Source organism: Flagellimonas olearia, assembly GCF_009184425.1.
Classification (GTDB): Bacteria; Bacteroidota; Bacteroidia; order Flavobacteriales; family Flavobacteriaceae; genus Flagellimonas; species Flagellimonas olearia.
In genome coordinates this window covers 1586229-1611701 of record NZ_WELG01000001.1, presented here as the reverse complement: position 1 = coordinate 1611701, position 25473 = coordinate 1586229, and the positions used below count along the sequence as shown (strand labels likewise).

The following is a 25473-nucleotide window of genomic DNA, read 5'->3' as shown; positions in this document are numbered from 1 at the left end:
TTAATTACAGAGTGTTGGTCCTTCATCGGTAATGATCCAGCCTTGGTCTTGTAAGGTCTGTTTGGCTGTGTCAAAGACAACTACACTACAATAGAAAATCCCTGCGGCTCCCAATGGAACATCTGGTTGTACGGTTTGATAACTCCAATTTAGTAAGTTATAGGAATAGTTTTCTGGGGATATGCCTGAGCCGGTGAACATGTTTGTCATATCTGTGACGACGCCGATATCCCAAGCACCAAGATTTTGGTCAAAAGCGGAAGCACCCAAAAACATTCCGGACATGGTTTGCACTTTATGGGTGGTCCATCCAACTATGTTACTGTTAAAGAGGAATGCGCCGACGAACATATAATTCATGTTGGTAACCTCACCGGTATCCCAGTTGCTCAAATCTTGGTTGAAGGAAAATGCCTCTGCGAACATACTTTCCATAGTGGTTACTTGGCCAGTATCCCAGCTACTTATGTCTGCATTGAAAGACTTAGCGTGATCAAACATGCTTTGCATGTTGGTCACATTTTGGGTATCCCAATCATCCAGGCCATCGCCAACAAAAGATTGCGCATTGAAGAACATGCTATCCATGTTGGTGATAGTGCTGGTGTTCCAACCACCAAGGTTTCCATTAAAGTTTTGGGCGTGATGGAATATACCGGTCATGTCCGTAACATGGGTAAGGTCGGGCACATCGGTGGCATTGTATGCCATGTTTGCACAATCCTTAAAAGCATGGTTCATGCTTTGCCAAGCAATGGAGCCCCATTGTTCAATACTCATAAGCTTGTTGTTGTTATCGGCAATCAATTGCGACATTTGTAACGCAGGGAAAGTACCCTGTATGGCAATGAAATAGGTGGCCACAACCTCATAATGATGCTGTATAACATTATTGTCTTGACTTCCCGTATATTTTTCCTTGGTACCATCGCCCCAATCTATGGTAAAGTCATAGGTGTTGTAATCTGGGTTCAATCCCAAATAGGCCGAGTCCATGCCGTCATCCTGCCAAGTGATTATGAAGGAGGCAACTTCGTCCTTCATGGGAATATTGTCATCAGCCACCGCTATGGTAACAGTCACGTCCAAGGTTAGACTACCATCACTCACTTGCACGGTAATGGAGTGGGATCCTTCGGTTTCATAATCCAAGTTTTTTCCCGGGGCAAGGTTCAGTTCCCCGTTTGCATTGATCACAAAAAGGTCATTGTCATTGGTGGTGATCTCATAGCTGAGGGGCTGTTCTTCGGGATCCGTAGCTGCAATGGCTCCAACAAGATCACTTTGGGTAATGCCCTCATTGACTTCAAAAGATTGGTTTTGTTCGCCTTCAGGGGCTAGGTTCTGGGTGCCCACTTCGGTCACGTTGATGGTGATGGTGGCCTCGGCGCTGAGCTCGCCGTCGTCCACGCCCACGGTAATGGAATGTTGGGCTGCGGTGGCAAAGTCCAAGCTTTTACCTTCGGCCAGACTTAGGGCACCGTTTTGGGTGTTGATGGCGAAAAGACCATTGTCATTGGTCTTGATGGAGAACTGTAGGGCATCTCCATCATCGTCATCCGCTTGAACGGTGCCAATGGTGGTCTTGTCCTCGCTCACGGTAAAGCTTTGGGCATTGATGTTCGGGGCGGTATTGGTGTCGGCTGGTGGATCGGGGGTATCTTCCTTGCCGCAGGACACCACTGCCACAACAAAAAGACACAAATAAAGTAGACTTTTCAATTTCATAATAGCTGGATTAAGGGTTAAACCTCCAATATCCAGCTTTAAGGTTTCAATTAGGGCGATGAATTGACAGATGCCCCGTTTGAATTGACGGATGAAGAAAAGAAACGATGGTTTTTTACCGTAACACCAACTTTTTCACCAATTCCTTCCCGAGTTCCTCATTGATCATGGCAATGATCTTGCTTTTGCCTAGGCTCAGTTCTTCCCGCAGTACGGAAGAGGATAGGGAGACGAACAAGGTGTCGTTTTTGAGTTCCACCGCGGTGGTATAGTTGTTTACCCCATTGCCCATTAATCGGGACCAAGCTTCACGGGCATCTACCTTGTCCATTCCCTTTTGGAGCTTATTTTCCTTGATAAACTCGTTCAGGGCTTCGCTTAGGGGCAGATGGGAATTGTGTCTTTTGGCCATCACTTTGGGATTTTAATGGGTTCAAAGCGTTTGTAGGAGTAGGTGACACCCTCTTGGTTCACTACGGAGAAGGAGGTGGAGTCCACCTGCGTCAAGGTTTCTTCCCAATCACTGAATTCACTGGAATAGCGAAGGACAAAAATGGCGTCCACTTGGCTAACGGTGAGCAGTTCCACATCATGGGAAGTTTTGTAGGTGCCATCAAAACTGGGCTGCATTTTTTTACGAAACCCTGTTCCATTTTCCAGTTGGATAAAATCTATGGTGGGGTTTACCCCATACTCCTTTTTGGAACCGTCAGGGAATTCAACCTTGGCGATTTCCCAATACCCGTTGAGATACCGCAGATCTTCTTTGGCAATGGAGCTTTCTTGGCATCCCCATACCATCAAAATCGAAAGAAAAAATAGAATCCGTGCCATGTTACAAGGTAAAGATTTTATAGCTCTGGTGAATGTTCTTGACCACATTTTCGGTGCGGTCCGCATGGGTATCACTGATAAAGATCTGTCCGAAATTATCATCCTTTACGAGGCCCACGATATGGGAGACCCGGTTTTCGTCCAATTTGTCAAAAATATCATCCAACAACAGAATGGGAGTGGTGCTGGCCTGCTCCTTGATAAAATGGAACTGGGCCAGTTTCAGGGCGATCAAAAAGGACTTTTGCTGGCCTTGACTTCCGAATTTTTTGATAGGATGTCCACCAATGGTGAAATCCAGATCGTCTTTATGGATGCCCACACTGGTGTATTGCAGGGCACGGTCCTTGTCAATATTCTTTTCCAGTAAGTTCAGAAGATTCTCTTCGGAAAGTTGGCTTTCATAGGAGAGGGTGATCTGTTCGTCCTTTTCGGAAATATGGGCGTACTGTTTTTGAAATATAGGGATGAGGGATTCGATGAAGGCCACTCGCTTCTTGTGGATCTCGGTACCCAAATTGTGCAATTGCTCATTGTAGATGGCCAGGGTGTTGGGGTCAAAGGTGTGGTTGGCCACAAAATACTTCAGCAAGGAGTTTCGCTGTGTCAACACCTTGTTGTATTTGATGAGGGTCTGTAGATAAGCTTTATCGGATTGCGAAATCACCCCATCCATGAACTTTCTACGGGTGTCACTGCCTTCCAAGATGAGGTCCCGGTCCGAAGGCGATATGATCACCAAGGGCAAAAAGCCAATGTGTTCCGAAAACTTTTCATAGGCCTTCCCGTTCCGCTTGATGACTTTTTTAGTCCCTTTTTTGAAGCTGCAGATGATTTTTTCGGTCCTGCCTTCCTTTTCAAACTCCCCATCCACCACAAAAAAATCCGTGTCGTGCTTAATGTTCTGGGTAGCTACGGGATTAAAGTAGCTTTTCCCGAAACAGAGGTGGTATATGGCATCCAAGATGTTGGTCTTTCCCACCCCATTATCGCCCACTAGGCAATTGATCACAGGGTCGAAATCCAAGGTCTTGGAATCGAAGTTTTTGTAATTCACTAAGGATAAATGTCTTAAAAACATAAACGTTTATGGGACCAAAAGGGTTCTGTGATTTTGCGGACCGGTTAAAGATTCCAAAAATAACGAATAAATTGCCTTTTGATTTTGGATAAAAACTTTATTTTTGCCCGACCAATAAAATGACGCATGGCAACATACAAGAGAAGAGGCTTTAAACCCAAAAACAAGGCAGAGGAAGCCCAAGTTGAAGAACAGGACAGCACAACGGCAGAGGTGTTCAACACGTTGGACGAGAGTGCTTCCAAGACCGAGGCGTGGGTACAACAGAACCAAAACTATATTTTGGGGGTTATTGGCGCCATTGCATTGGGGGTATTGGCCTACTTGGGATACCACCAGTTCATCCAGAAGCCCAAAGAGGCCACTGCGGCCAATGAGCTTTTTTATCCACAGCAATATTTTGATCAGGCCCTGGCCAGCGAAACTGAAAAGGATTCCCTTTTTACCAAAGCATTGAACGGTGCCGAAGGGAAATATGGATTTTTGGACATCATTGAGGAATACAGTGGTACCAAAGCGGCCAACTTGGCAGAATATTCTGCTGGGATGACCTATTTGAACCTACAGCAATATCAGGAGGCCATTGCGCATTTGGAGAACTTTTCTTCGGATGATGCCGTATTGGGAGCCATGGCCAAAGGAGGTATTGGGGATGCATTTTCCCAATTGAACCAAACCGAGGACGCCTTGGACTTTTACGAAAAAGCCATCGCCCATAGCGAGAATGAGTTCACTACACCAAGATTTTTGTACAAGGCAGGGGTTGCGGCCCTTGAGTTGGACCAGAAAAGTAAAGCGCTTGGTTATTTTGAGCGTATCAAGTCAGACTATCCGAAATCCTCGGAAGGAGTAGGCATAGACGCGCTTATCGGATTGGCCAAAAACTAACCTATGGCCACCGAGAACAAAAACCTATCCGTTTACGATAAGACCAAAATCCCAAATGCGAAGCAACTTCGGTTTGGGATTGTTGTTTCTGAATGGAACCATGAAATCACGGAGGCTCTTTATCAAGGCGCTCAAGATGCTTTGGTAGACTGTGGTGCTTTGCCCGAAAACGTGGTTCGTTGGAACGTCCCCGGAAGCTTTGAGCTGACCTTTGGCTGCAAAAAAATGATAACGGACCAACAGGTGGATGCCGTTATTGCCATTGGGAGCGTCATCCGTGGGGAGACCAGTCATTTTGACTTTGTATGTAGTGCCACGGCACAGGGTATCAAGGATTTGAACGTTGCCTATAATGTTCCCGTAATTTTCTGCGTCTTGACCGACAATACCTTGCAACAGGCCCAAGACCGTAGTGGCGGCCGACATGGGAACAAGGGTACGGAAGCTGCCATTGCCGCTATTCAGATGGCTGTTTTGGGAAGGTAGATTTCAAACGTCAAGTACAAGGAACAAGTTCAGGTTCAAAAAAATCCATAAATCTTGTGATCGGGGCAATCCAGCCCTGTTAACATTTTTTGGGAGCATCCCCTGATCCTTTTTTTCTATTTTAAGTACCTTTGAGGTTACACGGATACAAATGCCATGCGAAATCCTTTCAAACTTAAAAAGAATAAATCGTTCAGTTACTCGCCGCGCTACTACAAGGGCGAGGGCAATCCGTATAAAATAGAACACAAACTAGATAAATTTCGAAGTACTGCACATACGCAGAGGGGGCTGTTGAACAAAATCGGTTCGGCCAAGGAAGATCTAAAAATGGAAGGTGATAAGAACATGAAGCTTCGTTTTCTCATTATTGTGGCCATTTTGGTACTGTTGTTCCTTTTTGTGATCGACTTTGATTTATCCATATTCCTAAATCCCTAATGACGGACATCATTAAACTTTTACCGGACCATGTTGCCAACCAGATTGCAGCAGGGGAAGTGGTCCAACGTCCGGCCTCGGTGGTCAAGGAACTTATGGAGAATGCCATTGATGCAGGGGCGACTACAGTCAAACTGATTGTAAAAGATGGGGGTAAAGCATTGATTCAAGTGGTGGATGATGGGATGGGGATGAGCGAAACCGATGCCCGGTTGTCCTTTGAACGGCATGCCACTTCCAAGATTTCATCGGCACAGGATTTGTTCAACTTGCATACCAAAGGTTTCCGGGGAGAGGCATTGGCCTCCATTGCGGCCATCGCCCATGTAGATATGCAGACCCGTACCCAAACCAATGAGGTGGGGGTCCACATAAAGATAGAAGGAAGTAAAATTGTGTCCCAAGAAGTGGTGGCCACACCCCAGGGCACTTCCATATCGGTAAAGAACCTTTTTTTTAATATCCCGGCCCGACGGAATTTCTTAAAGTCCAATCAGGTGGAATTGCGCCATATCACCGACGAGTTCCATCGAGTGGCTTTGGTGCATCCCAACATCGAGTTCCATTTTTACAACAATGGTTCAGAGATTTTCAATCTGCCCAAAGGAAAGCCGCGCCAACGTATAGCCCATATTTTTGGGAGTCGCATGGAAGATCGCTTGGTGCCCGTGAACGAGGAAACCGAAGTGGTAAAGATTTCCGGTTTTATCTGTAAGCCCGAATTTGCCAAAAAGAGTAGGGGGGAACAGTTTTTCTTTGCCAATGATCGCTTTATCAAAAGCCCGTATTTGCACCACGCGGTGGTAGCAGCTTTTGAAGGGCTTATCAAACCGGATACCTATCCCGGGTATTTTATTTATTTGGAGGTAGACCCGTCTTCCATCGATATCAACATCCATCCTACCAAAACAGAGGTGAAGTTTGATGATGAAAATACACTGTATGCCATATTGCGGTCGACCGTAAAGCATAGCTTGGGACAATTCAATGTGGCCCCGGTATTGGATTTTGACCATGACCCCAACTTGGACACGCCTTATGCGTACAAGGAAAAAGGGGCGGTTTTGCCCAAAGTAACGGTGGATGCCACATTCAATCCCTTTCAGGAGAAGGAACGAAAAAGTGGTGGAGGCTTTCAAAGAGCCAGTTCCAAAGGCTGGGAAAACCTGTATGAAGGCCTAGATCAAGAGGTGGACACGGATAACTTTAGTAGTGTGGCCATTGAATCGGACAGCGATGCACAGACAAGCTTGTATGACGATGATGGGGTTGGCGAACACATGGCCACCACGTTCCAACTACGTCGTAAATTTGTGATGAGCACGGTCAAGTCAGGGATGCTGGTCATTCACCAGAACCGGGCGCACGAACGGATTCTTTTTGAAAAGTTTCTGGGAGAGATCACGGTAAAGGAAGGGGTGAGCCAACAGCTGTTGTTTCCGTTGGAGCTTACCTTCAACCCACAGGAATTGGGGATATTGAGGGAAGTTAAGGACAGCCTGACAAATATTGGTTTTGCCTTTGAAAGTTTGGAGGAAGAGACTGTAAAACTGACAGGGGTGCCCTTGATGGTACCGGAAAGCGGGATTGGCACGGTATTGGATCGTTTGATCGCGGACTATGCAGAAGGATTTAACGAAGGTGCTGTCTCCCAAGCTGAAGTCTTGGCCAAAGTACTTTCCAAGAACCTGGCCGTGAAAACAGGGGAGCTCTTGGACCAAGAATCGCAGTTGGCCTTGGTGAACAATTTGTTTGCCTGTAAGGAACCGACCTTGAGTCCATTTCAAAAATTGACATATACCATTATCTCCGAAGGGGATATCGATAAAAAATTTAGTTAGATGGGTAGAATGACCGAAGCGGTAAAACACTTGTTGATCATTAATGTGATCATGTTTTTTGCCACACAATTGTATGGGGACCAAATGTACCAATGGATGTCCCTTTGGTTTCCTAAGAACAGCAATTTCGAATGGTGGCAGGTAGGCTCCCACATGTTCATGCATGGTAACCTTATGCACATTGTGTTCAATATGTATGCGCTTTGGGCCTTTGGCACCCCTTTGGAACGGGTCTGGGGTCGTAATAAATTCCTATTCTTTTACTTTTCGGCCGGCTTGGGCTCCGCAGCTTTGCATACTGGGGTAAATTATTATTTCTTCAATGAAGGGCTGAATGCATTGGAAAGTGCAGGTTTGGCCAGAACACAGATTATGGATATCATATCTGCAGGGCAGTACAGTCCTGATTGGTATAATCTGGCCTCCAAAAGCACGATTGATAGTTTTCTGTCGGCCTATAATGTTCCCGCTGTTGGAGCTTCCGGGGCCATTTATGGGGTTTTGGTGGCTTTTGCCTTTATGTATTCCGAAGCCAAATTGATGCTCATCTTTCTTCCGGTACCAATCAAAGCCAAATATTTTGTACCCTTGTTGATTGCAGGGGATGTAATTTTCGGTATCAGCAATGTGAATACAGGAGTAGCGCACTTTGCCCATATTGGAGGAGCATTGATCGGGTTTATCATGATGTGGTACTGGAAAAAGAACCAGTTTAACAATAATCGTTGGGACTAGGCTATGGCAAACGGCGGATTACAATATCAATTTGCTCGGTTGAACATTGCCGAAAAGCTCATTGCCATCAATGTGCTGATCTTTATCCTGGATGGACTTTCCACTGCCTTGTTGGGTCATTCGGTTTCCCATTGGTTCCATTTGCCCAAGGATTTTTTGGAGTTTTTTGGACAACCTTGGTCCTTGGTCACCTATTCCTTTTTTCATGCGGGACTGGGGCATATTTTTTGGAATATGCTCATGCTCTATTTTACCGGAAGGATTTTTTTGAACCTTTTTGACAATCAGCGTTTTCTGAATGTTTACTTTTTGGGCGTAATTATAGGAGGGATTGTTTTTCTCTTGAGCTATAATGTCTTTCCAACTTTGTTGCATACCAACACGGCATTGATCGGGGCTTCGGCAGGAGTCACAGCCGTGCTTATTTTTATCTGTGCGTATATACCCAATCAAGAAGTCCGAGTGATTTTCTTCAATGTCAAATTATGGTATGTGGGTGTGTTCTTTGTCTTGGTTGATTTGATCCAAATACCCTACGGAGGAAATGTGGGGGGCAGGCTGGCGCATTTGGGAGGTGCCCTTTTAGGGTATGTGTATGCCAGACAGCTGGTTAATGGAAAAGACATTGGAGCGGGTTTCACTAGGTTTAGGGAGGCCATTGCCCAGCTTTTTAAACCAAGGGAGAAAAAAGCGCCCATGAAAACGGTGTACAAAAAAGATACCTCGGGGAAACGCTCCGGTGACTATGACAAGATGGCCCGGCAGAAAAAAATCGATTCCATTTTGGATAAAATAAGCAAGTCTGGGTATGAAAGCCTTTCCAAAGAGGAAAAAGACTTTTTGTTTAAAGCGGGCAAGGAAGAGTAACACATGAAAAAATCAACCTCCATATTGAATAGGGTGGTCTATGCAATCAATATATTGATTGCCTTTTTATTGCTCGTTACCTGTTTGTCCTCCTACCTTTCATTTCAGATTCTGCCGTTATTTTCTGCCCTGAGCTTGTTTGTCCCTTTTCTATTTATGCTCAACATGTTGTTTTTGGGATACTGGGCGGTCAAACGCAAGCGCAAACTATGGGTCTCTTTGATTGCATTGTTGATAGGGTATTTTGGTTTTGGACCTTTCTATAAAATGGGGGATGAGGCAGGGGAGCCCACCTCTTCAAGCCTTAAGGTAATGACTTATAATGTTTGGGGCTTCAATAAATATGGATGGATGAAGGACCCCAATATTGGGGACCGGATTATTTCATTTGTCAAGGAGAACGATCCGGATATCCTTTGTATTCAAGAACATAGTAGAATACGGTATCGGCAACTGGACCAGTATCCATATCGGAGTGAAACACCGTATGAGACTCCAAGATCTGTTCAGGCCATATTTTCAAAATATCCCATATTGGGAAATGGTTCGTTGGATTTACCGGAGACGGCAAACAATATCATATACGCAGATATACTTTACATGAACGATACCGTAAGAGTGTACAATCTGCATCTCCAATCCTTCAGCATAGTTCCAAGGGCCGAAACGCTCTCGGATGGGGACGAATCTGAAAAAAATTACAAACGCTTGGTAAGGACCTTTGCCAAGCAATTGGAACAAGCTAAGATTTTTGCGGTGCATATGGATAACAGTCCATACCCGAATATCGTTTGCGGTGATTTTAACAATACACAGTTTTCCAATGTCTATAAGATTGTGAAGGGGGATATGCAGGACTCTTTTCTGGAAAGGGGAAAAGGGTTTGGGCGGACCTATAACCTTTTAGGATTCCCCATTCGAATAGACTATATTTTGGCTGATTCGGACTTTGAGATAGTATCCCACCAAAACTTCAATGAAAAACTGTCCGATCACTATCCCGTGATGGCCACATTGCAGCTTGGGTCAGATCAGTAGGCAATCTGTCAGGTCCGCGAAGATATGAATGAGCAGGGCCAGACCAATGATTCGGGTGGGTTTAAAAAATGGAAGGGCCGCATACACCAAAATAGCCCAATAACTATGCAGGGGATGAAATCCGATACTACATCGATTGGGGTCAAACAACGGTTCTGCCCACAGATGGTCCACATCAATTACAATTCCCAACAAAAGGATAACAGCCACTCGGAATCTATTGTCCTTAAAAAACAAAAGCGCAATGAATATGGGCACTAAAAAATGGATGCCATAATGTATGAAATGTCTAAGCATGCAAAAACTCCAAGGATTGCTCTTTTAGATAGGATAGGGCATTGGTCCCTTCATTGAACAACAGGTCCAAAATGCTTAGGTTGGGAATAAACCCATGCCGGTCGTCAAAGACCTGTGGATATGCATCCAGTTCCATTGCCATTTCTTTTTTGGCATTTACCAGAAATCGGGCATCCTCGTTTTGTGAAAGGGTAACTTCGTATGCATTGGTTTGGGCGGTTGGAATTTCCACTCCTAAACAATCACCAAGGATGTGAATGGCCTTTAGGTTGAATTGAAACAATGAGGTATCCTTTCCCTCAAACAAAGGTCTTAGGTCATCTTCGTAAAACTCAAAAAAGGGAGAGGTCCTGTAAGCGGTTTCCAAGGTGCGCCAATGGATTTTCTTCCACGGATAGCTGTTGTCCATTTCCACCTCGGCATATTTTTGCCTTCCTTCTTTTCCTCCCACATGTTTAATGGGGATGTTGAGCATGTGCTTCCCTTGGTCGGTGCAGATATAGCAGCGGTTCCGGTAGGTCTGCTTTTGAAAATTGTCGTGTGCTTCCCAGACCACACCGTTCTGGACCATGGCAGAAAACGTGGCTATGTTGGGGAAATAGGATGGATGCAGTACAAGTTTCAAGAACGTGGTGTTTTGCGCGACAGGGTGTGTTACTCTGTCTTTTTCTTTCTTCGTTTATTGATAAAATCAAACAGGATCCAAACTACGATCAGACCCACAAAATATTTGAAATAGGAAATGGGTTGCCCGCTGCCCCCTACCGTTGTGAAAATACGGTCCCAACGCGGCTTCCAGTTGGATATTCCCTCGTTGAAGTTGTCAAAACTCATCCATAGAAAAACAGGTTTGCCCACTATGTGGTCTTCCGGTACATAGCCCCAAGTCCTACTGTCCTCGGAATGGTCCCTGTTATCTCCCATCATCCAATAATAATCTTGTTTGAATGTATAGGAATTGGCCTCTTCGCCATTGATGAGCACCTTTTGCCCGGATACCTTTACATCATTGTGCTCGTAGTCCCGGATTATTTTTTTGTACAATGGGATGGTCCTGGAGTTGATTTCCACGGTCGTTCCTGCTTTGGGAATATAAATCGGCCCAAAGTTATCATTGTTCCAAGGGTATAGGTTGGGTTTTTGTGGGAAGGCGCCCATATAGACCCCTTTTCCATCATCGGTTTTGACCACTGAATCTATGGCCTGGTTCTCCCGTAGTTGGGTTACCATCTCATCCGTTAGATTTGCAACGCGAGATCTTGGCTTTTCTTCCGTCAAGGATAACCTAAGCTGACGGATGACTTCTGTAGGGATTCCTTTTTCCTCGGTAACAAGCTCTATTTTGCCATCTTGGGTCCTATTGGCCCCCAAAACAAATGGAGCCAAGGCGTTGTACTGATTCTGGTTGAGGTTTCCGGAAATATAGGTCCTCAGATAATCCGAAGCATCCACTTCTTCTAGTAGTCTGCTGGATACACCGTTCTGGGCATAGATGTCATAATTATACATAGGCTTGGCCCGATCGGATAGCTGAAGCCTTTCCCCGTTGATATAGACATAGCCGTTTATTACCTGCAAAGAATCCCCAGGGGTACCTACACATCGTTTTACATAGTTGGACTTTTTGTCGATGGGCTTTTTTACCGCTTTTTCGGCTTTAAAAAATTGGTAGAGTGTATCAGAGGGCAGGCTAAAGACCACAATATCGTTTTTCTTGACCTTTTGAAAGCCAGGGATGCGCATATAGGGCAGCTGTAGCTTGTTGATCCAAGAAGTTTTATAGGTTTCTGGGTTTACATCGGCCAAATAGGACCTTTTTTTCATGCCGGGAAGCGTGTCATGCACCATTGGGGCCGCCAAAGTGGTCATGGGAATCCTTGCTCCATAATGGAACTTGCTCACGAACAGAAAATCACCGATACGCAAGGTGCGTTCCAATGATCCGGTGGGAATAACATAAGGTTGAATAAAATAAGTATGTACAAAAGTGGCCGCCACAATGGCAAAGACTATGGAGCTGACCCACTCGCCAAGGCCGGTTCGTGGTTTAAGGCTGCGGTCTTCAATATAGCTGACATCTTCCGCATAATTGATGTAGTAAGTGTAGAACCCAAGGCTCAGTATCACCAACCAAGTGTCCAACAGCGAATTTTTCCCAAAACTACGGATGGTCTCTACCCATACCACTGGGAACATCAATAGATTGATAATGGGGATGAACAAGAGCAGCACCCACCACCAAGGTCGGTTGATGATCTTCATCAAAATGACAGCATTGTATACGGGAACGGCAGCTTCCCAAGCTTTACGTCCTGCTTTTACATAAAGTTTCCATGTACCCAAAAAATGGATGATTTGGATGATCAATATAAAAATGATCCATTGTGTACCGCTCATATAAAAGTTTCTTTGTAAGACTTAATGTCTTTATTGTTGTTACGTTTTTTAATACAGGTTTAACACATCTTTCATGGTGAAGATACCTGTTTTGCCCTGTATCCATTCTGCAGCAATAACCGCTCCCAAAGCAAAGCCTTCGCGATTGTGGGCCGTATGTTTTATTTCTATGGAGTCCACCGCGCTATTATAGGATATGCTATGGGTGCCTGGAACCATGCCTTCCCGTTTGGATGTGATTGGGATGGTGCCTTCATCGGTTTGGTCCAGTTTCCAACCCTCATAGTTGGTGTTGGCAATGATGCCTTCCGCCAATGTAATGGCCGTTCCACTTGGGGCGTCCAGTTTTTGGGTGTGATGGATTTCTTCCATGGAAACGTTGTACTGTTCCAATCCCGACATCATTTTGGCCAAATGGGCATTCAGCTCAAAAAAGATATTCACGCCCAAACTGAAATTAGAGGCATAGATAAAGCCCCCTTGGTTGTTATTACAGATATCAATGGCCTTTTCGTAGTTGGACAGCCAACCAGTGGTGCCACAAATTACGGGAACGCCATTTTCAAAACAACCGGTAATATTGTCGAATGCAGCTTCGGGCGTACTGAAATCTATGGCGACATCCATGTCGTCATAGGGGATTTCCTTGGTGTCCACATCTATCTTTGCAACAATGGTATGTCCTCTGTCTTGGGCAATTTGCTCAATCATTTTTCCCATTTTCCCATAACCAAAGAGAGCAATGTTCATAGCTTAAAATTTAATGACCAGGGCCATGCCGTAGTTTGGCTCCTGGGTAAAGGGGTTTATATCCAAATAGGGTTTAAAATCAATCGCAAGATCATCATCAACATTATATTGCTTTAGGTGCGCGTCCACGTTGGCATCTATAATGTTCAGGGCATAGAGGGCAATGGTAATCACTAAGGAAAGGTCCCTGCTGCGCTGGGTGCGCTCTTGGGCATCTTGTAGGGCCTCGTCTGACACGTCAGGGCCTTCGCCGTCTCCGTTGATGTCGTAAAATTCGTCATCCGTGAACCCGGCCAGTCTTCTTTTAAAGGCATCCCGCGCCCCCCTGTATTCGGTGTTGTTGAACGAATAGGTATAGATGGCGGTCCCTAGGGCACCCCACACGATGGGTGCTTTCCAATACCGTTTGTTATAAATCTGTCCCAGTCCCGGGAACACGGCAGAATAGAATGCCGCTTTACTGGGGGCAAGGGGATTGATTTTCTTCTTTTCGTAGGTGACTTCCTCAAGCGTGATTCCTGCACCCTCCAGATTTTGTGCCAAGGAGTCGATCTCGGAAGGATGGGGTTGTTCCGCATCTTCCGTTTCGCCTTCCTCTTGGGCAAAACCCGAATACAGGCACAGTATGGAAAACAACAAGAAGAATAGGTTTTTATTCACCTGTCAATAATTTTTTTATACGCTGAAATTCCTCTTGCGAATGAAAGGGAATTACAATTTTGCCCTTCCCCGTTTGGGATGAGGTAATGTCTACCTTGGTAGAAAGGTATTCCTTGAGCTCGTCCATACCTTTGGAAACAAATCCGGGGGTTTCCTTGGATGATTTTAATTTCTTTTCTCCCGAATCGCCTTGCGGATTCTTAAGTGATTTCACCAGTTGCTCCGTATCCCGTACCGAAAGGCCATCGGAGACCACTTTCTCATATATGGCAATCTGCTCCTTTTTCTTTTCGATATTGATCAGGGCCCTTCCATGTCCCATGCTGATAAAACCGTCCCGCATTCCGGTTTGGATAATGGGGTGCAATTTTAAAAGGCGAAGGTAATTGGTGATGGTGGAGCGTTTTTTTCCCACACGGTCACTCAATTTTTCCTGGGTAATCTGGATTTCATCGATAAGGCGCTGATAGGAGAGGGCAATCTCGATGGGGTCCAAGTCTTGGCGTTGGATGTTTTCCACCAAGGCCATTTCCAAGGACTCTTGATCGTTGGCAATGCGTATATAGGCAGGAATGGTCTCGAGCCCAACCAATTTGGAGGCACGGAAACGACGCTCCCCGGAAACCAATTGGAATTTGTTGAAATCCAATTTCCGAACCGTAATGGGCTGTATAATGCCCAATTCGCGGATGGAACTGGCCAGTTCTTCCAAGGCTTCGTCATTAAAATTGGATCGTGGCTGGAAAGGGTTTACCTCAATGGATTCTATATCCAGTTCGACAACATTGCCTATGACCTGGTCCGCATTTTTGTCCCCAACCGATTGGATATCGTTCTCGGGGTCTTTCAATAGAGCGGACAGGCCTCTACCCAAAGCCTGTTTTTTGGTTGCTTTCGCCATTTAAACTGTTTCCTTATTTTTCTTCAAAATTTCGTGGGCCAAGTTAAGATAATTTGAGGCACCCTTACTGCTGGCATCGTATTTTATGATGCTCTCGCCATAACTGGGTGCTTCACTCAGCCTTACATTTCGCTGTATAATGGTATCGAAGACCATATCGGCGAAGTGTTTCTTCACTTCTTCCACGACTTGGTTGGATAGGCGTAACCTTGAATCGTACATGGTCAATAACATGCCTTCTATATCCAAATCGTTGTTATGTATTTTCTGGACACTTTTTACCGTGTTCAATAGTTTCCCAAGACCTTCCAATGCAAAATATTCGCATTGAATCGGAATCATTACGGAATCTGCTGCGGTAAGTGCGTTTAAGGTCAGTAGTCCCAGAGATGGGGCACAGTCGATCAAAACAAAGTCATAACGATCGCCCAAGTTTTTGAGGGCCTCTTTCAGCATGTATTCCCTGTTGTCCTTGTCCACCAGTTCTATCTCAATGGCCACCAAATCAATATGTGCAGGTACCAGATCCACATTTGGGGAATCGGTCTGGATGATCACATCTTCCACGGGCATGGTATGTTCCAAGAGTTGGTATGTGCCGTGTTCAACGGAGTCCACATCTATACCAAGACCGGAAGTCGCATTTGCCTGGGGGTCGGCATCAATCAACAACACTTTCTTTTCCAATACACCAAGGGAGGCTGCAAGGTTTACCGTGGTGGTGGTTTTGCCCACACCGCCCTTTTGGTTTGCAATAGCAATAATCTTGCCCATTTCATAGTAAGTTAGGTGCTAAAAATACGATTATTTAAGATGCTAAAAAATGTATTTTGTTAACAGTGGGTGAATAACCATGCCAATCTGCGTTAAAGAAAGTTAAAGTTATATTTATGAGATGGTTAAGGGTGATTATCCCATCAAAATCGTTAAGATTTCAATGGCGGTGTCCCCAATTTTGGTGCCAGGACCAAATACGGCTACTGCACCATGGTCCAACAGGTATTGGTAATCCGGTTTGGGGATGACTCCGCCCACAATGACCATGATATCTTCCCGTCCCTGCTTTTTTAGTTCTTTGACCACCTCGGGCACCAAGGTCTTGTGACCACCTGCCAAGGACGAAATGCCCAATACGTGGACATCATTTTCAACGGCTTGTTGGGCCACTTCGGAAGGCGTTTGGAACAATGGGCTTATGTCCACATCGAAGCCAAGGTCGGCATACCCGGTAGCGACCACTTTTGCGCCACGGTCGTGCCCATCCTGACCCATTTTGGCGACCATGATTCGAGGCCTTCTACCTTCTTGTGCCGCAAACTCATCGGCCATTTTCTGGGCCTTGGTAAAACTTTTGTCGTTTTTGATCTCTTTGGAATACACGCCGGTAAAGGATTGGATTTTTGCTTTGTAACGCCCAAAGGCACTTTCCATGGCATCACTGATTTCGCCCAAGGTAGCACGTGCTTTGGCCGCTTGTACCGCTAAAGCTAACAAATTTTCACGGTCAGTATCGTTCTGATTGGCTTTTTTGGCGGCCAATCGAATGTTGTCCAAGGCTTCTTGAACCACTTTGGAATCCCGTGTCGATTTGATTCGTTCCAGTCGCTCCATTTGCTGTTGGCGCACTTTGGCATTGTCTACCTCCAAAATTTGGAGTTCATCCTCATCTTCCAGTTGGTATTTGTTCACGCCAATGATGACGTCCTGTCCACTGTCGATTCGTGCTTGCTTCTTGGCTGCAGCTTCCTCAATCCGTCTTTTGGGAATTCCGGCTTCAATAGCCTTGGTCATGCCGCCCAGTTGCTCCACCTCTTGAATCAATTTCCAAGCTTCCTCGGCAATCTCTTCAGTCAATTTTTCAACTACTTGACTTCCAGCCCACGGGTCCACGGTTTTAGTGATATGGGTCTCTTGCTGCAAGAAAATTTGGGTGTTCCGGGCTATCCGCGCCGAAAAATCGGTCGGAAGGGCAATGGCCTCATCCAACGCATTGGTATGAAGGCTCTGGGTGCCACCAAATACCGCTGCCATGGCCTCAATAGTGGTCCGTGCCACGTTGTTGAAGGGGTCTTGCTCGGTCAAACTCCATCCACTGGTCTGGCAATGTGTACGAAGCATAAGCGATTTTTCATTTTTGGGATTGAACGGACTTACCAATTTGGCCCATAGCATACGACCGGCACGCATTTTGGAAATTTCGGTAAAATGGTTCATCCCAATGCCCCAAAAGAAGGAAAGTCTAGGGGCAAATTCATCAATTTTCAACCCTGCCTTGATCCCGGTCCGGATGTATTCAATACCATCGGACAGGGTATAGGCCAACTCCATGGCCGCGGAAGCTCCGGCTTCGTGCATATGGTACCCCGAAATGCTGATGCTATTGAAACGGGGCATATTTTTGCTCGTAAACTCAAAAATATCCGCCACAATTTGCATGGAAGGGGTAGGCGGATAAATGTAGGTGTTCCGTACCATAAACTCCTTGAGAATATCGTTTTGGATGGTTCCGGAAAGTTTTTCCATGGACACGCCCTGTTCCTCTGCCGCCGCAATATAAAAGGCCATGATCGGGATAACGGCACCGTTCATGGTCATGGATACCGACATTTGATCTAGGGGAATTTGGTCGAACAGGATTTTCATGTCCTCGATCGAGTCAATCGCTACTCCTGCCTTACCCACATCGCCTACCACCCGTTCATTGTCCGAGTCGTACCCTCGGTGGGTGGGAAGATCAAAGGCCACGGAAAGGCCTTTTTGACCCGCTTCCAAATTTCTTCTGTAAAAGGCATTGCTCTCTTCTGCCGTTGAAAAACCGGCATATTGGCGGATGGTCCATGGCCTGCGAACATACATGGTGGAGTAAGGTCCACGAAGAAAAGGGGATATGCCCGCAGCGAAGTTTTCGTGCTCAGCACTTGGGGTCTCGACTGCGCTCGACCTGACAGCCAGTTCCAAATGTTGAAGGTCTTTTCTACTCATCATCCAGTCTTTTTTGTTCCAAGGTTTCGGCCAATCGTTTTTCAATGATGGGTACTATCAAGGTTTTTCTGGGCTGTGTTTTTACAAAGGGATACAGTTCCAGGTCATTTTTCATTCGGTCTTGTGGGTTTTGATAGGTATTGGTGCCCAGAAGTACAATTTTCCCTTCATCAAAAAGTTGCTGTTCCTTTACTGCACTTTCCTTTATTTTTGGTTGGATGGTCCCTTTTTTGAGCGCACTTAAAAAACCACCGGATTTTTCAATCTGTTTGAAAAGGGCCAAAGCTTTTTCCGCCAATTGCTCGGTGACGCTTTCGATAAAGTAGGCTCCATTGGCAACGGCAGAAACGTCTTCAAAATAACTTTCCTCCTTCAATAATAACAGTTGATTTCGGGCAATACGTTCTGCAAATGCATTGTCTTTATGATAAATGGCATCATAAGGAAGGTTGCACACGGTATCGGCCCCACCCAGAATGGCCGACATACTTTCCGAGGTGGTACGGAGCATGTTCACATTATAGTCGTAAAGGGTTTTGTTCCGTTTGGTGGGGATGGCCATAATGTGGCAATCGCTATCAATCCCATATTCCGAAGCCAGACTGCCCCAAAGCCAACGTAGGGCCCTTAGCTTGGCAATTTCAAAGAAATAATTACTTCCCACGGCAACCTTGAATACTATGGGAAATGATTTCTGGTCAGTATTTAAAGTGGCAAAATGATTCAGGTATTCATGGGCATGGGCCAATCCATAGGCCAGTTGTTGAATACTATTGGCCCCTGCATTTTGATAGAGTGCCATATCCACACCAAAGGTGACCACTGACGTGTATGTGGTGGCAAGTCCATGGATTTCTTCCAAAATGGCGTGGTCCTTTTCAAGGTTATGAAACCAGTTTCCGTCACGGGACAGATGCCCGATCAAATCGATGTTGAGATAGGCCTCAACATTTTTACCCATCAAAATCTCCAAAAGGTTTTTGATGGGCTGTGTCGCTAAATACTGAAAATTAAAATGCAATGGTATGTTTTCCAACTCAATGCCTTGGAGTAAGGCTTTAAAATCAACCTGCTCATTTGGAATGGTGAACACCAAACTTTCAACTCCTTTTTCCAAGCTTTTCAATGCTTTTGCATTGGCCTTTGTCGAATCACCTGCATAAATGGTTTGACCTACATGCCATTTTCGGGAAGCGGAAGTTGGGTGGGCTTTAATGTTTTGCAGGTCCTCTTCATGATAAAAGGGTTTTACCGCTATCCCCTCCAAGGACTCCCAAACCAGGGTGTCGTTGTAATCAGCTCCCTTGAGATCGAACTGGATTTTTTGTTTCCACTGTTTGGCGGATACCTCTGGAAATTCTTCGAATAGGCCTGTCTTACTCATCTTCCTTGATTTTTAGACTGTCTTCATATTCAATAAGGAAAATCTCCTCATTCTCCTTTTTCATGTAGTATTTCTCCCGGGCAAATTTTTCCATTTCCCCCGGATTGGACATTTTTTCCAAGATTTCCTTGTCCTTGGCAATTTCCCCTTTTAGAAACTCCTTCTGTTTCTCCAGCTTTTTGATTTCCGAGCGAAGTTCCCAGTGAATCAAAAAGGAATTGGTGTCGAAAAAAGCCATCCAAATCACAAAAATGGTCAACACCAGAACATACATATTGGTCATGACCTTGAACCACCGCTTATTTCTCAGTTCCTTTAACTTCATGTGCTACACCAGTTTGTTGTTGATGATGGTCCTTACCATATCCACTGCAACCGTATTGTAATGGTTGTTGGGGATAATGATATCGGCAAATTCCTTTGACGGCTCTATGAATTGCTCATGCATGGGCTTTACCGCAGTTTGGTAACGGGTCAGTACTTTTTCCAAATCGTGTCCACGTTCCCGGATATCCCGTTGCAATCTTCTGATCAATCGTTCATCGGAATCGGCATGTACAAATATTTTGATGTCGAACAAATCCCGAAGCTGCGGGTTGCTCAGTACCAAAATCCCCTCAACGATCATCACTTTTCTCGGGGGTGTAGGAATGGTTTCTTCCAAACGGGTTTCCTCTACAAAGGAATACACGGGTTTATTTACGGTCTTACCTTGTTTCAATTGCTCCAAATGCGAAATCAATAGGTCAAAATCTATGGAATTGGGATGGTCAAAGTTGATTTTGCTCCGTTCCTCTTTGGTCAAATGCGCCAAATCGTTGTAATACGAATCCTGCGAGATGATACCCACCTCGTTTGTGGGCAATTGGTCCACAATCTGGTTTACCACGGTAGTTTTTCCGCAACCTGTTCCACCGGCAATCCCTAGAATCAGCATAAAGAAGATTTTAGTCCCAAAAGTAAACATTTGACGGGATTTGTGGTTGATGGTATTGTATAACCCAACTGCCTTTATGCCGATTGGGGCATTAATCTTATATTTATCAAACTAACCTATAGGAACACTATTTATGGACAATCCGTATACCGTTGTGGTTGATGGAATTTCTGAATTTCAACTGTCAAAAGAGGATATTGCTTCGCTGGATATCATAAAAACAGGCCCCAATGGATTTCATCTCCTGAAGGATGGCATCTCCTACCAAATTCAAATGGTGGATGCGCAATTCAATGCCCGTACCTATACCGTCAGCGTGAACGGGACGGAACATCAAGTATCCATAAACACCCCTTTGGATGGACTCATCAAGGCCATGGGTTTTGCTTCCAACGGACAAAAGAGCATCGATTCCATTATGGCACCCATGCCGGGACTGATTCTGGATATCTTGGTCAGTGAGGGGCAAGAAGTTCAGGAGGACGATCAACTCTTGATTTTGGAAGCCATGAAAATGGAAAATATCATTGCTTCGCCTAGGAGTGGGATTATCAAAAAAATTGGGGTGAAAAAAGGTGATGCGGTGGACAAAAAACAATTGCTCATAGAATTTGAATAGGAGACCATGAAGAAAATATTGATTGCCAACCGAGGGGAAATTGCGGTCCGGGTGATGAAAACCGCAAAGAAGATGGGCATACGTACCGTGGCGGTCTATTCAACCGTAGACCGGAACGCACCCCATGTGCAAATGGCAGATGAAGCGGTTTGTATTGGTGAGGCACCTTCCAACCAATCCTATTTGCGGGGAGACAAAATCATTGAGGTGGCCAAAACGTTGAATGTTGATGGCATACACCCAGGCTACGGCTTTTTGAGTGAGAATGCCGACTTCGCTGAAGCAGTAGAGAAAAACGGGTTGGTGTTCATCGGACCCAAATCAAAGGCCATTCGTATGATGGGCAGTAAGCTGGCCGCCAAGGAGGCTGTCAAAGCGTACGGCATACCCATGGTGCCAGGGATAGATGAAGCCATTACCGATGTGGCCACCGCCCGTGAGATTGCCAATGAAGTGGGGTATCCCATTTTGATCAAGGCCTCTGCCGGAGGTGGAGGTAAGGGTATGCGTATCGTGGAAAAGGAAAGTGATTTGGAATCGGGCATGAAGCGTGCCATTAGCGAAGCCAGCTCCGCCTTTGGTGATGGTTCCGTTTTTGTGGAAAAGTATGTGGCTTCGCCAAGGCATATTGAGGTCCAGGTAATGGCCGATACCCACGGTAACATCCTTCACTTTTTTGAACGGGAATGCAGTGTGCAACGCCGACACCAGAAGGTGGTGGAAGAAGCGCCATCCTCTATTTTAACCCCCAAGCTTCGGGACGAAATGGGCATGGCTGCGGTCAAGGTGGCCCAGGCCTGCGACTATGTTGGGGCCGGAACGGTGGAGTTTTTGATGGATGCCGACCACAATTTTTACTTTTTGGAAATGAACACCCGACTTCAAGTAGAGCACCCAGTTACCGAAATGATTACTGGTATGGACCTTGTGGAACTGCAGATACGCGTGGCAAGGGGGGAAGAGTTGCCCATGAAACAGGGAGACCTCAAAATTCATGGACATGCGGTGGAGTTACGGGTATATGCCGAAGACCCCTTGAATGATTTTCTCCCCAGTGTGGGCCGATTGGAAACCTATCAATTGCCTGATGGTGAAGGCATTCGGGTAGACAATGGTTTTGCGGAAGGGATGGATATCCCCATTTATTATGACCCCATGCTTTCCAAACTGATTGCCTATGGCAAGACCCGTGAGGAGGCCATTGAATTGATGCTCAACGCCATCAAGACGTACAAGATAAAAGGAGTTGAGACTACGTTGTCCTTTGGAAGCTTTGTCTTTTCCCATGAGGCCTTTCGTTCCGGGGATTTTGACACCCATTTTGTGAAGACCCACTATGCCCCGGAAGTGGTCAAACAGCAACAGGCCAAAGAGATGGAAATTGCTGCATTGGTGGCTTTCCACAGCTACCTTGAGGACCAAAAAATAGTTCAACTGCCCAAAAACTGAATCCATGGAACCAAAAATAAAAGCACTTCAGGAAAAGTTGGCCAAAGCTCATTTGGGTGGAGGAGAAAAACGCATAGAAAAGCAACACGATAAAAAGAAATTAACGGCCCGGGAACGCGTCCATTATCTGTTGGACGAGGGGTCCTTCGAAGAGATGGGAGCTTTGGTAACCCATAGGACCACGGATTTTGGGATGGAGAAGGAAATGTACTATGGAGATGGAGTGGTCACTGGTTATGGAACCGTAAATGGTAGGTTGGTGTATGTGTATGCCCAAGATTTTACCGTTTTTGGAGGTGCTTTGTCAGAAACCCATGCGGAAAAAATCTGTAAGGTAATGGATTTGGCCATGAAGGTCGGGGCACCAATCATTGGGTTGAACGATTCTGGGGGAGCCCGAATCCAAGAAGGCGTGCGGTCGTTGGGGGGCTATGCCGATATCTTTTATAGAAACGTGCAGGCATCGGGGGTGATTCCCCAAATATCCGCAGTGATGGGCCCTTGCGCGGGAGGTGCAGTGTATTCCCCTGCCATGACGGATTTTATTGTGATGGTGGAGGAGACGAGTTACATGTTCGTTACAGGACCCAATGTGGTTAAGACGGTTACCAATGAAGAGGTTACTTCTGAGGAATTGGGAGGTGCCAGTACCCATGCGTCCAAGTCTGGGGTAGCCCATAAAACCTCCTCCAATGATGCCACCTGTCTGGACGATATCAAAAAACTGTTGGAATATTTGCCGCAGAACAATACCGAGGCACCCAAATTACAGGACTATGTTTTGGGCGATGAGGTGCGGGAAGAACTGTCGCATATTGTGCCGGACAATCCCAATAAACCGTATGATATGCATGAGGTCATCAAGGGCATCATTGATACCGAGTCCTTCTACGAAATCCATAAGGAGTATGCCGAGAATATTATTGTGGGCTTTGCCCGAATAGGAGGTAGAAGTGTGGGGATTATTGCCAATCAACCGATGTTCTTGGCTGGTGTGTTGGATGTGAAAAGTTCTAGAAAAGCAGCCCGTTTCACCCGGTTTTGTGATGCCTTCAATATTCCCTTATTGGTTTTGGTCGATGTTCCTGGATTTTTGCCAGGTACCGATCAGGAGTGGAGCGGTATCATCATGCATGGTGCAAAACTATTGTATGCGTTGAGCGAGGCCACGGTGCCCAGAGTCACCCTAATTACCCGAAAGGCCTATGGAGGAGCCTATGATGTGATGAACTCAAAACATATCGGTGCCGACTTCAATTTTGCATGGCCCAGTGCCGAGATTGCCGTAATGGGAGCCAAGGGTGCCAGCGAGATTATCTTTAGGCGCGAAATTGCCGCTTCGGACGACCCAGAGGCCAAACTCAAGGAAAAGGAAGCAGAGTATGCCGAAAAATTTGCCAATCCATACCGAGTGGCACAACGTGGATTTATCGACGAGGTCATCCTGCCAAAAGACACCCGACGAAAATTGTTGAAAGCCTTCGCCATGTTGGAAAAGAAACAGGTGCAACCACCTAGGAAAAAACATGGGAACATACCGTTGTAACAAATTTTTTAATAGAAATGAAGGTTATCAAGTCAAGATTGAGTGTGAAATTGTCAGGTCGAGCGCAGTCGAGACCTTAATCTTGGTCAGGACGGTATTTGCAATGTGTCGCATTTCTACATTCAGACAAAATTTGAAGCAAGTCCAAATTACCTTTTACTAATGCCATTTTCTTTTTGGCACTCCATTTTTTTAATTTCTTTTCAAAAAAGATGGCTTGTAACACATCATTGAATTCTTGTTGAAAATAAGTTGAACTGGTCTTCTTCGATACGTATAAGCCGTTTTGTTGATTCCGTTTTGGTGTTCAGCAATCCATCGGTCAATGGCATCGGTAATTCCCGTGTAGATTGAACCGTCGGCGCATAATAGTAGATATACGTAGTAAAATTTCATATTTGGAAGAGGTCTCGACTGCGCTCGACCTGACACCAAACATAACAAAGTTTTAAGGAAAAGGTCTCGACTGCGCTCGACCTGACATTTTACTATAAGATTACTGTTTTTCCCGTTTTCACCGATTCATCCGCAGCCAACACCACTTTGAGGCTGTTCACGGCATCGTTCAAGTGGTCGGTGAGGTCTACATCATTTACAATGGCATTGAGCAGGTATTCCTGTTCCAAAAGACAGAGACCATCATGGTCTGGCTCATCGGCAGTGTCAATGATTTCATCATTTTTTACAAAATGCCCATCACTGTCCAACTGGCTATGGTGCAGTTTTAAGCTTCCGGTCTTGGTGTGGCCTTCAATATCGCCGGATTCCCCTTTATCCATATCATTGATGGAAACACAGCCTTTTGGGCCTATGACGTCCTTGACAAAAAAAGCGGTTTCGCTCATCATAGGTCCCCAGCCGGCCTCATACCAACCTACGGAGCCATCCTCAAAACGGACCTGCAACTGGCCATAGTTGTACATGTTTTTGTCCACTTCTTCCGTCAATCGGGCCCCAATGGCGGAGACGCTGACAGGATTGGAACGCACCATGGAACACATGACATCCACATAATGGACCCCACAATCCACAATGGGCGACATGGAGTTCATAAGCTGTTTATGGGTATGCCATTGTTCGCCAGAACTTTGTTGGTTGAGGTTCATCCGCATGACCAAGGGTTTGCCCAGACTCTGGGCCATTTGCACAAACTTGGTCCACGTAGGATGCACCCTGAGAATATATCCCACCACCATTTTTTTTCCGAGTTGATGGGCCAAATCCACCAGAATTTGGGCCTCTTCGACCGTTAGGGCAAGGGGCTTTTCCACAAACACATGGGCGCCGGATTCCAAAGCTTGTTTTACATAGTCAAAATGGGTATCGGGATAGGTGTTGATGGATACCACATCCGGTTTTGCGGTTGCCAGGGCTTCAGTATAATCGGAAAAGGTGGGCACCCCTCCCAATTCATTGGACAATCGTTCACGGCTTTTGGCACCGCGGCTCACAAGTCCCACAATTTCAAATCCATCCAGTTTGTGGTAGGCACGGGCATGGGAAGTTCCCATATTGCCACAACCTACGACCAAGGTCTTTAAAAGGTCCATTTAGTTTTTGGTTTTCTCAAAGATAGGCATCGAACCAGACACAACGAAATCAAAAAAAGTCA

General features: G+C 45.6%; 27 protein-coding genes. 10 read left to right on the top strand and 17 right to left on the bottom strand.

Features of this window, described 5'->3' with window-relative positions; all coding sequences use genetic code 11:
- The 4 genes from F8C76_RS06940 to recF form a co-directional block, all read right to left on the bottom strand.
- Window positions 1-1728 carry a BspA family leucine-rich repeat surface protein gene (locus F8C76_RS06940; protein WP_152131050.1) on the bottom strand — a complete coding sequence of 576 codons (1728 nt, stop codon included), beginning with the start codon at window positions 1726-1728 and terminating at the stop codon, window positions 1-3.
- A 115-nt stretch (window positions 1729-1843) separates the two neighbouring features.
- Window positions 1844-2140 carry a DciA family protein gene (locus tag F8C76_RS06935; RefSeq protein ID WP_152131049.1) on the bottom strand — a complete coding sequence of 99 codons (297 nt, stop codon included), beginning with the start codon at window positions 2138-2140 and terminating at the stop codon, window positions 1844-1846.
- The gene (locus F8C76_RS06930) at window positions 2140-2562 is read right to left on the bottom strand and encodes a hypothetical protein (protein ID WP_152131048.1); all 423 of its coding nucleotides are present in this window, start codon (window positions 2560-2562) and stop codon (window positions 2140-2142) included. The genes F8C76_RS06935 and F8C76_RS06930 overlap by 1 nt, the downstream gene beginning before the upstream one ends.
- 1 nt (window position 2563) lies before the next feature.
- On the bottom strand, window positions 2564-3643 hold the full coding sequence (gene recF, locus F8C76_RS06925; protein ID WP_152131047.1) for a DNA replication/repair protein RecF: 1080 nt from the start codon (window positions 3641-3643) through the stop codon (window positions 2564-2566).
- Between the two features lie 126 nt (window positions 3644-3769).
- Here recF and F8C76_RS06920 point away from each other — a divergent pair, with 126 nt between their 5' ends.
- The 7 genes from F8C76_RS06920 (at window position 3770) to F8C76_RS06890 (ending at window position 9939) form a co-directional block, all read left to right on the top strand.
- On the top strand, window positions 3770-4531 hold the full coding sequence (locus F8C76_RS06920) for a tetratricopeptide repeat protein (protein ID WP_129652880.1): 762 nt from the start codon (window positions 3770-3772) through the stop codon (window positions 4529-4531).
- A 3-nt stretch (window positions 4532-4534) separates the two neighbouring features.
- The gene (gene ribH / locus F8C76_RS06915; RefSeq protein WP_152131046.1) at window positions 4535-5017 is read left to right on the top strand and encodes a 6,7-dimethyl-8-ribityllumazine synthase; all 483 of its coding nucleotides are present in this window, start codon (window positions 4535-4537) and stop codon (window positions 5015-5017) included.
- Window positions 5018-5173: 156 nt separating this feature from the next.
- Window positions 5174-5458 carry a riboflavin synthase subunit beta gene (locus F8C76_RS06910; protein WP_152131045.1) on the top strand — a complete coding sequence of 95 codons (285 nt, stop codon included), beginning with the start codon at window positions 5174-5176 and terminating at the stop codon, window positions 5456-5458.
- Window positions 5458-7299, top strand: coding sequence for a DNA mismatch repair endonuclease MutL (mutL, locus tag F8C76_RS06905; protein ID WP_152131043.1), 1842 nt, complete (start codon window positions 5458-5460; stop codon window positions 7297-7299). Before F8C76_RS06910 ends, mutL begins: the two co-directional genes overlap by 1 nt.
- On the top strand, window positions 7300-8034 hold the full coding sequence (locus tag F8C76_RS06900) for a rhomboid family intramembrane serine protease (protein WP_129652877.1): 735 nt from the start codon (window positions 7300-7302) through the stop codon (window positions 8032-8034).
- Between the two features lie 3 nt (window positions 8035-8037).
- Complete coding sequence (locus F8C76_RS06895; protein ID WP_152131041.1) at window positions 8038-8901, top strand: rhomboid family intramembrane serine protease; 864 nt, start codon at window positions 8038-8040, stop codon at window positions 8899-8901.
- 3 nt (window positions 8902-8904) lie between these two features.
- Window positions 8905-9939, top strand: a complete 1035-nt coding sequence (locus tag F8C76_RS06890; RefSeq protein WP_152131040.1) for an endonuclease/exonuclease/phosphatase family protein — start codon at window positions 8905-8907, stop codon at window positions 9937-9939.
- Here F8C76_RS06890 and F8C76_RS06885 read toward each other — a convergent pair.
- The 11 genes from F8C76_RS06885 to udk form a co-directional block, all read right to left on the bottom strand.
- Window positions 9928-10236 (bottom strand): DUF6122 family protein, encoded by a 309-nt coding sequence (locus tag F8C76_RS06885; protein ID WP_152131038.1) that lies wholly within the window; start codon window positions 10234-10236, stop codon window positions 9928-9930. The two genes, F8C76_RS06890 and F8C76_RS06885, sit on opposite strands and share 12 nt — an antisense overlap.
- Window positions 10229-10861, bottom strand: coding sequence for a WbqC family protein (locus F8C76_RS06880; protein WP_152131037.1), 633 nt, complete (start codon window positions 10859-10861; stop codon window positions 10229-10231). Before F8C76_RS06880 ends, F8C76_RS06885 begins: the two co-directional genes overlap by 8 nt.
- Before the next feature lie 29 nt (window positions 10862-10890).
- On the bottom strand, window positions 10891-12633 hold the full coding sequence (lepB, locus tag F8C76_RS06875) for a signal peptidase I (RefSeq protein WP_152131036.1): 1743 nt from the start codon (window positions 12631-12633) through the stop codon (window positions 10891-10893).
- A gap of 48 nt (window positions 12634-12681) precedes the next feature.
- Entirely contained in the window at window positions 12682-13383 is a 702-nt protein-coding gene (gene dapB, locus F8C76_RS06870) for a 4-hydroxy-tetrahydrodipicolinate reductase (protein ID WP_152131035.1), read from the bottom strand.
- A gap of 3 nt (window positions 13384-13386) precedes the next feature.
- On the bottom strand, window positions 13387-14043 hold the full coding sequence (locus F8C76_RS06865) for a DUF5683 domain-containing protein (RefSeq protein WP_249042370.1): 657 nt from the start codon (window positions 14041-14043) through the stop codon (window positions 13387-13389).
- Window positions 14036-14944: a ParB/RepB/Spo0J family partition protein gene (locus tag F8C76_RS06860; RefSeq protein ID WP_152131034.1), complete on the bottom strand. Its 909-nt coding sequence runs from the start codon at window positions 14942-14944 to the stop codon at window positions 14036-14038. The genes F8C76_RS06865 and F8C76_RS06860 overlap by 8 nt, the downstream gene beginning before the upstream one ends.
- Window positions 14945-15718 carry a ParA family protein gene (locus tag F8C76_RS06855; RefSeq protein WP_152131033.1) on the bottom strand — a complete coding sequence of 258 codons (774 nt, stop codon included), beginning with the start codon at window positions 15716-15718 and terminating at the stop codon, window positions 14945-14947.
- A 135-nt stretch (window positions 15719-15853) separates the two neighbouring features.
- The gene (gene scpA / locus F8C76_RS06850) at window positions 15854-17926 is read right to left on the bottom strand and encodes a methylmalonyl-CoA mutase (RefSeq protein WP_152131487.1); all 2073 of its coding nucleotides are present in this window, start codon (window positions 17924-17926) and stop codon (window positions 15854-15856) included.
- Window positions 17919-19310 (bottom strand): methylmalonyl-CoA mutase subunit beta, encoded by a 1392-nt coding sequence (locus tag F8C76_RS06845; RefSeq protein WP_152131032.1) that lies wholly within the window; start codon window positions 19308-19310, stop codon window positions 17919-17921. Before F8C76_RS06845 ends, scpA begins: the two co-directional genes overlap by 8 nt.
- Window positions 19303-19635 carry an FtsB family cell division protein gene (locus F8C76_RS06840; protein WP_116218148.1) on the bottom strand — a complete coding sequence of 111 codons (333 nt, stop codon included), beginning with the start codon at window positions 19633-19635 and terminating at the stop codon, window positions 19303-19305. The genes F8C76_RS06845 and F8C76_RS06840 overlap by 8 nt, the downstream gene beginning before the upstream one ends.
- 3 nt (window positions 19636-19638) lie before the next feature.
- Window positions 19639-20247, bottom strand: a complete 609-nt coding sequence (udk, locus tag F8C76_RS06835) for a uridine kinase (protein WP_152131031.1) — start codon at window positions 20245-20247, stop codon at window positions 19639-19641.
- A gap of 133 nt (window positions 20248-20380) precedes the next feature.
- Between udk and F8C76_RS06830 the strand changes: the two genes are divergently transcribed.
- The 3 genes from F8C76_RS06830 to F8C76_RS06820 are packed head-to-tail and all read left to right on the top strand — an operon-like array spanning window position 20381 to window position 23861.
- Window positions 20381-20866 (top strand): biotin/lipoyl-containing protein, encoded by a 486-nt coding sequence (locus F8C76_RS06830; RefSeq protein WP_152131030.1) that lies wholly within the window; start codon window positions 20381-20383, stop codon window positions 20864-20866.
- A 6-nt stretch (window positions 20867-20872) separates the two neighbouring features.
- Window positions 20873-22315: an acetyl-CoA carboxylase biotin carboxylase subunit gene (gene accC, locus F8C76_RS06825; protein ID WP_152131029.1), complete on the top strand. Its 1443-nt coding sequence runs from the start codon at window positions 20873-20875 to the stop codon at window positions 22313-22315.
- 4 nt (window positions 22316-22319) lie between these two features.
- Window positions 22320-23861 carry an acyl-CoA carboxylase subunit beta gene (locus F8C76_RS06820; RefSeq protein ID WP_152131028.1) on the top strand — a complete coding sequence of 514 codons (1542 nt, stop codon included), beginning with the start codon at window positions 22320-22322 and terminating at the stop codon, window positions 23859-23861.
- Between the two features lie 192 nt (window positions 23862-24053).
- On the opposite strand, the gene F8C76_RS19035 is transcribed toward F8C76_RS06820, so the two are convergent.
- Window positions 24054-24257 (bottom strand): GIY-YIG nuclease family protein, encoded by a 204-nt coding sequence (locus F8C76_RS19035; protein WP_313847395.1) that lies wholly within the window; start codon window positions 24255-24257, stop codon window positions 24054-24056.
- A 92-nt stretch (window positions 24258-24349) separates the two neighbouring features.
- Window positions 24350-25411, bottom strand: a complete 1062-nt coding sequence (locus tag F8C76_RS06810) for a Gfo/Idh/MocA family oxidoreductase (RefSeq protein WP_152131027.1) — start codon at window positions 25409-25411, stop codon at window positions 24350-24352.
- Window positions 25412-25473 lie beyond the last annotated feature (62 nt).

Coding starts and splice junctions, on each gene's coding strand:
- F8C76_RS06940 (WP_152131050.1), bottom strand. CDS start 1,728: ATGAAATTGAAAAGTCTACTTTATTTGTGTCTTTTTGTTGTGGCAGTG.
- F8C76_RS06935 (WP_152131049.1), bottom strand. CDS start 2,140: ATGGCCAAAAGACACAATTCCCATCTGCCCCTAAGCGAAGCCCTGAAC.
- F8C76_RS06930 (WP_152131048.1), bottom strand. CDS start 2,562: ATGGCACGGATTCTATTTTTTCTTTCGATTTTGATGGTATGGGGATGC.
- recF (WP_152131047.1), bottom strand. CDS start 3,643: ATGTTTTTAAGACATTTATCCTTAGTGAATTACAAAAACTTCGATTCC.
- F8C76_RS06920 (WP_129652880.1), top strand. CDS start 3,770: ATGGCAACATACAAGAGAAGAGGCTTTAAACCCAAAAACAAGGCAGAG.
- ribH (WP_152131046.1), top strand. CDS start 4,535: ATGGCCACCGAGAACAAAAACCTATCCGTTTACGATAAGACCAAAATC.
- F8C76_RS06910 (WP_152131045.1), top strand. CDS start 5,174: ATGCGAAATCCTTTCAAACTTAAAAAGAATAAATCGTTCAGTTACTCG.
- mutL (WP_152131043.1), top strand. CDS start 5,458: ATGACGGACATCATTAAACTTTTACCGGACCATGTTGCCAACCAGATT.
- F8C76_RS06900 (WP_129652877.1), top strand. CDS start 7,300: ATGGGTAGAATGACCGAAGCGGTAAAACACTTGTTGATCATTAATGTG.
- F8C76_RS06895 (WP_152131041.1), top strand. CDS start 8,038: ATGGCAAACGGCGGATTACAATATCAATTTGCTCGGTTGAACATTGCC.
- F8C76_RS06890 (WP_152131040.1), top strand. CDS start 8,905: ATGAAAAAATCAACCTCCATATTGAATAGGGTGGTCTATGCAATCAAT.
- F8C76_RS06885 (WP_152131038.1), bottom strand. CDS start 10,236: ATGCTTAGACATTTCATACATTATGGCATCCATTTTTTAGTGCCCATA.
- lepB (WP_152131036.1), bottom strand. CDS start 12,633: ATGAGCGGTACACAATGGATCATTTTTATATTGATCATCCAAATCATC.
- dapB (WP_152131035.1), bottom strand. CDS start 13,383: ATGAACATTGCTCTCTTTGGTTATGGGAAAATGGGAAAAATGATTGAG.
- F8C76_RS06860 (WP_152131034.1), bottom strand. CDS start 14,944: ATGGCGAAAGCAACCAAAAAACAGGCTTTGGGTAGAGGCCTGTCCGCT.
- F8C76_RS06855 (WP_152131033.1), bottom strand. CDS start 15,718: ATGGGCAAGATTATTGCTATTGCAAACCAAAAGGGCGGTGTGGGCAAA.
- scpA (WP_152131487.1), bottom strand. CDS start 17,926: ATGAGTAGAAAAGACCTTCAACATTTGGAACTGGCTGTCAGGTCGAGC.
- F8C76_RS06845 (WP_152131032.1), bottom strand. CDS start 19,310: ATGAGTAAGACAGGCCTATTCGAAGAATTTCCAGAGGTATCCGCCAAA.
- F8C76_RS06840 (WP_116218148.1), bottom strand. CDS start 19,635: ATGAAGTTAAAGGAACTGAGAAATAAGCGGTGGTTCAAGGTCATGACC.
- udk (WP_152131031.1), bottom strand. CDS start 20,247: ATGCTGATTCTAGGGATTGCCGGTGGAACAGGTTGCGGAAAAACTACC.
- F8C76_RS06830 (WP_152131030.1), top strand. CDS start 20,381: ATGGACAATCCGTATACCGTTGTGGTTGATGGAATTTCTGAATTTCAA.
- accC (WP_152131029.1), top strand. CDS start 20,873: ATGAAGAAAATATTGATTGCCAACCGAGGGGAAATTGCGGTCCGGGTG.
- F8C76_RS06820 (WP_152131028.1), top strand. CDS start 22,320: ATGGAACCAAAAATAAAAGCACTTCAGGAAAAGTTGGCCAAAGCTCAT.
- F8C76_RS19035 (WP_313847395.1), bottom strand. CDS start 24,257: ATGAAATTTTACTACGTATATCTACTATTATGCGCCGACGGTTCAATC.
- F8C76_RS06810 (WP_152131027.1), bottom strand. CDS start 25,411: ATGGACCTTTTAAAGACCTTGGTCGTAGGTTGTGGCAATATGGGAACT.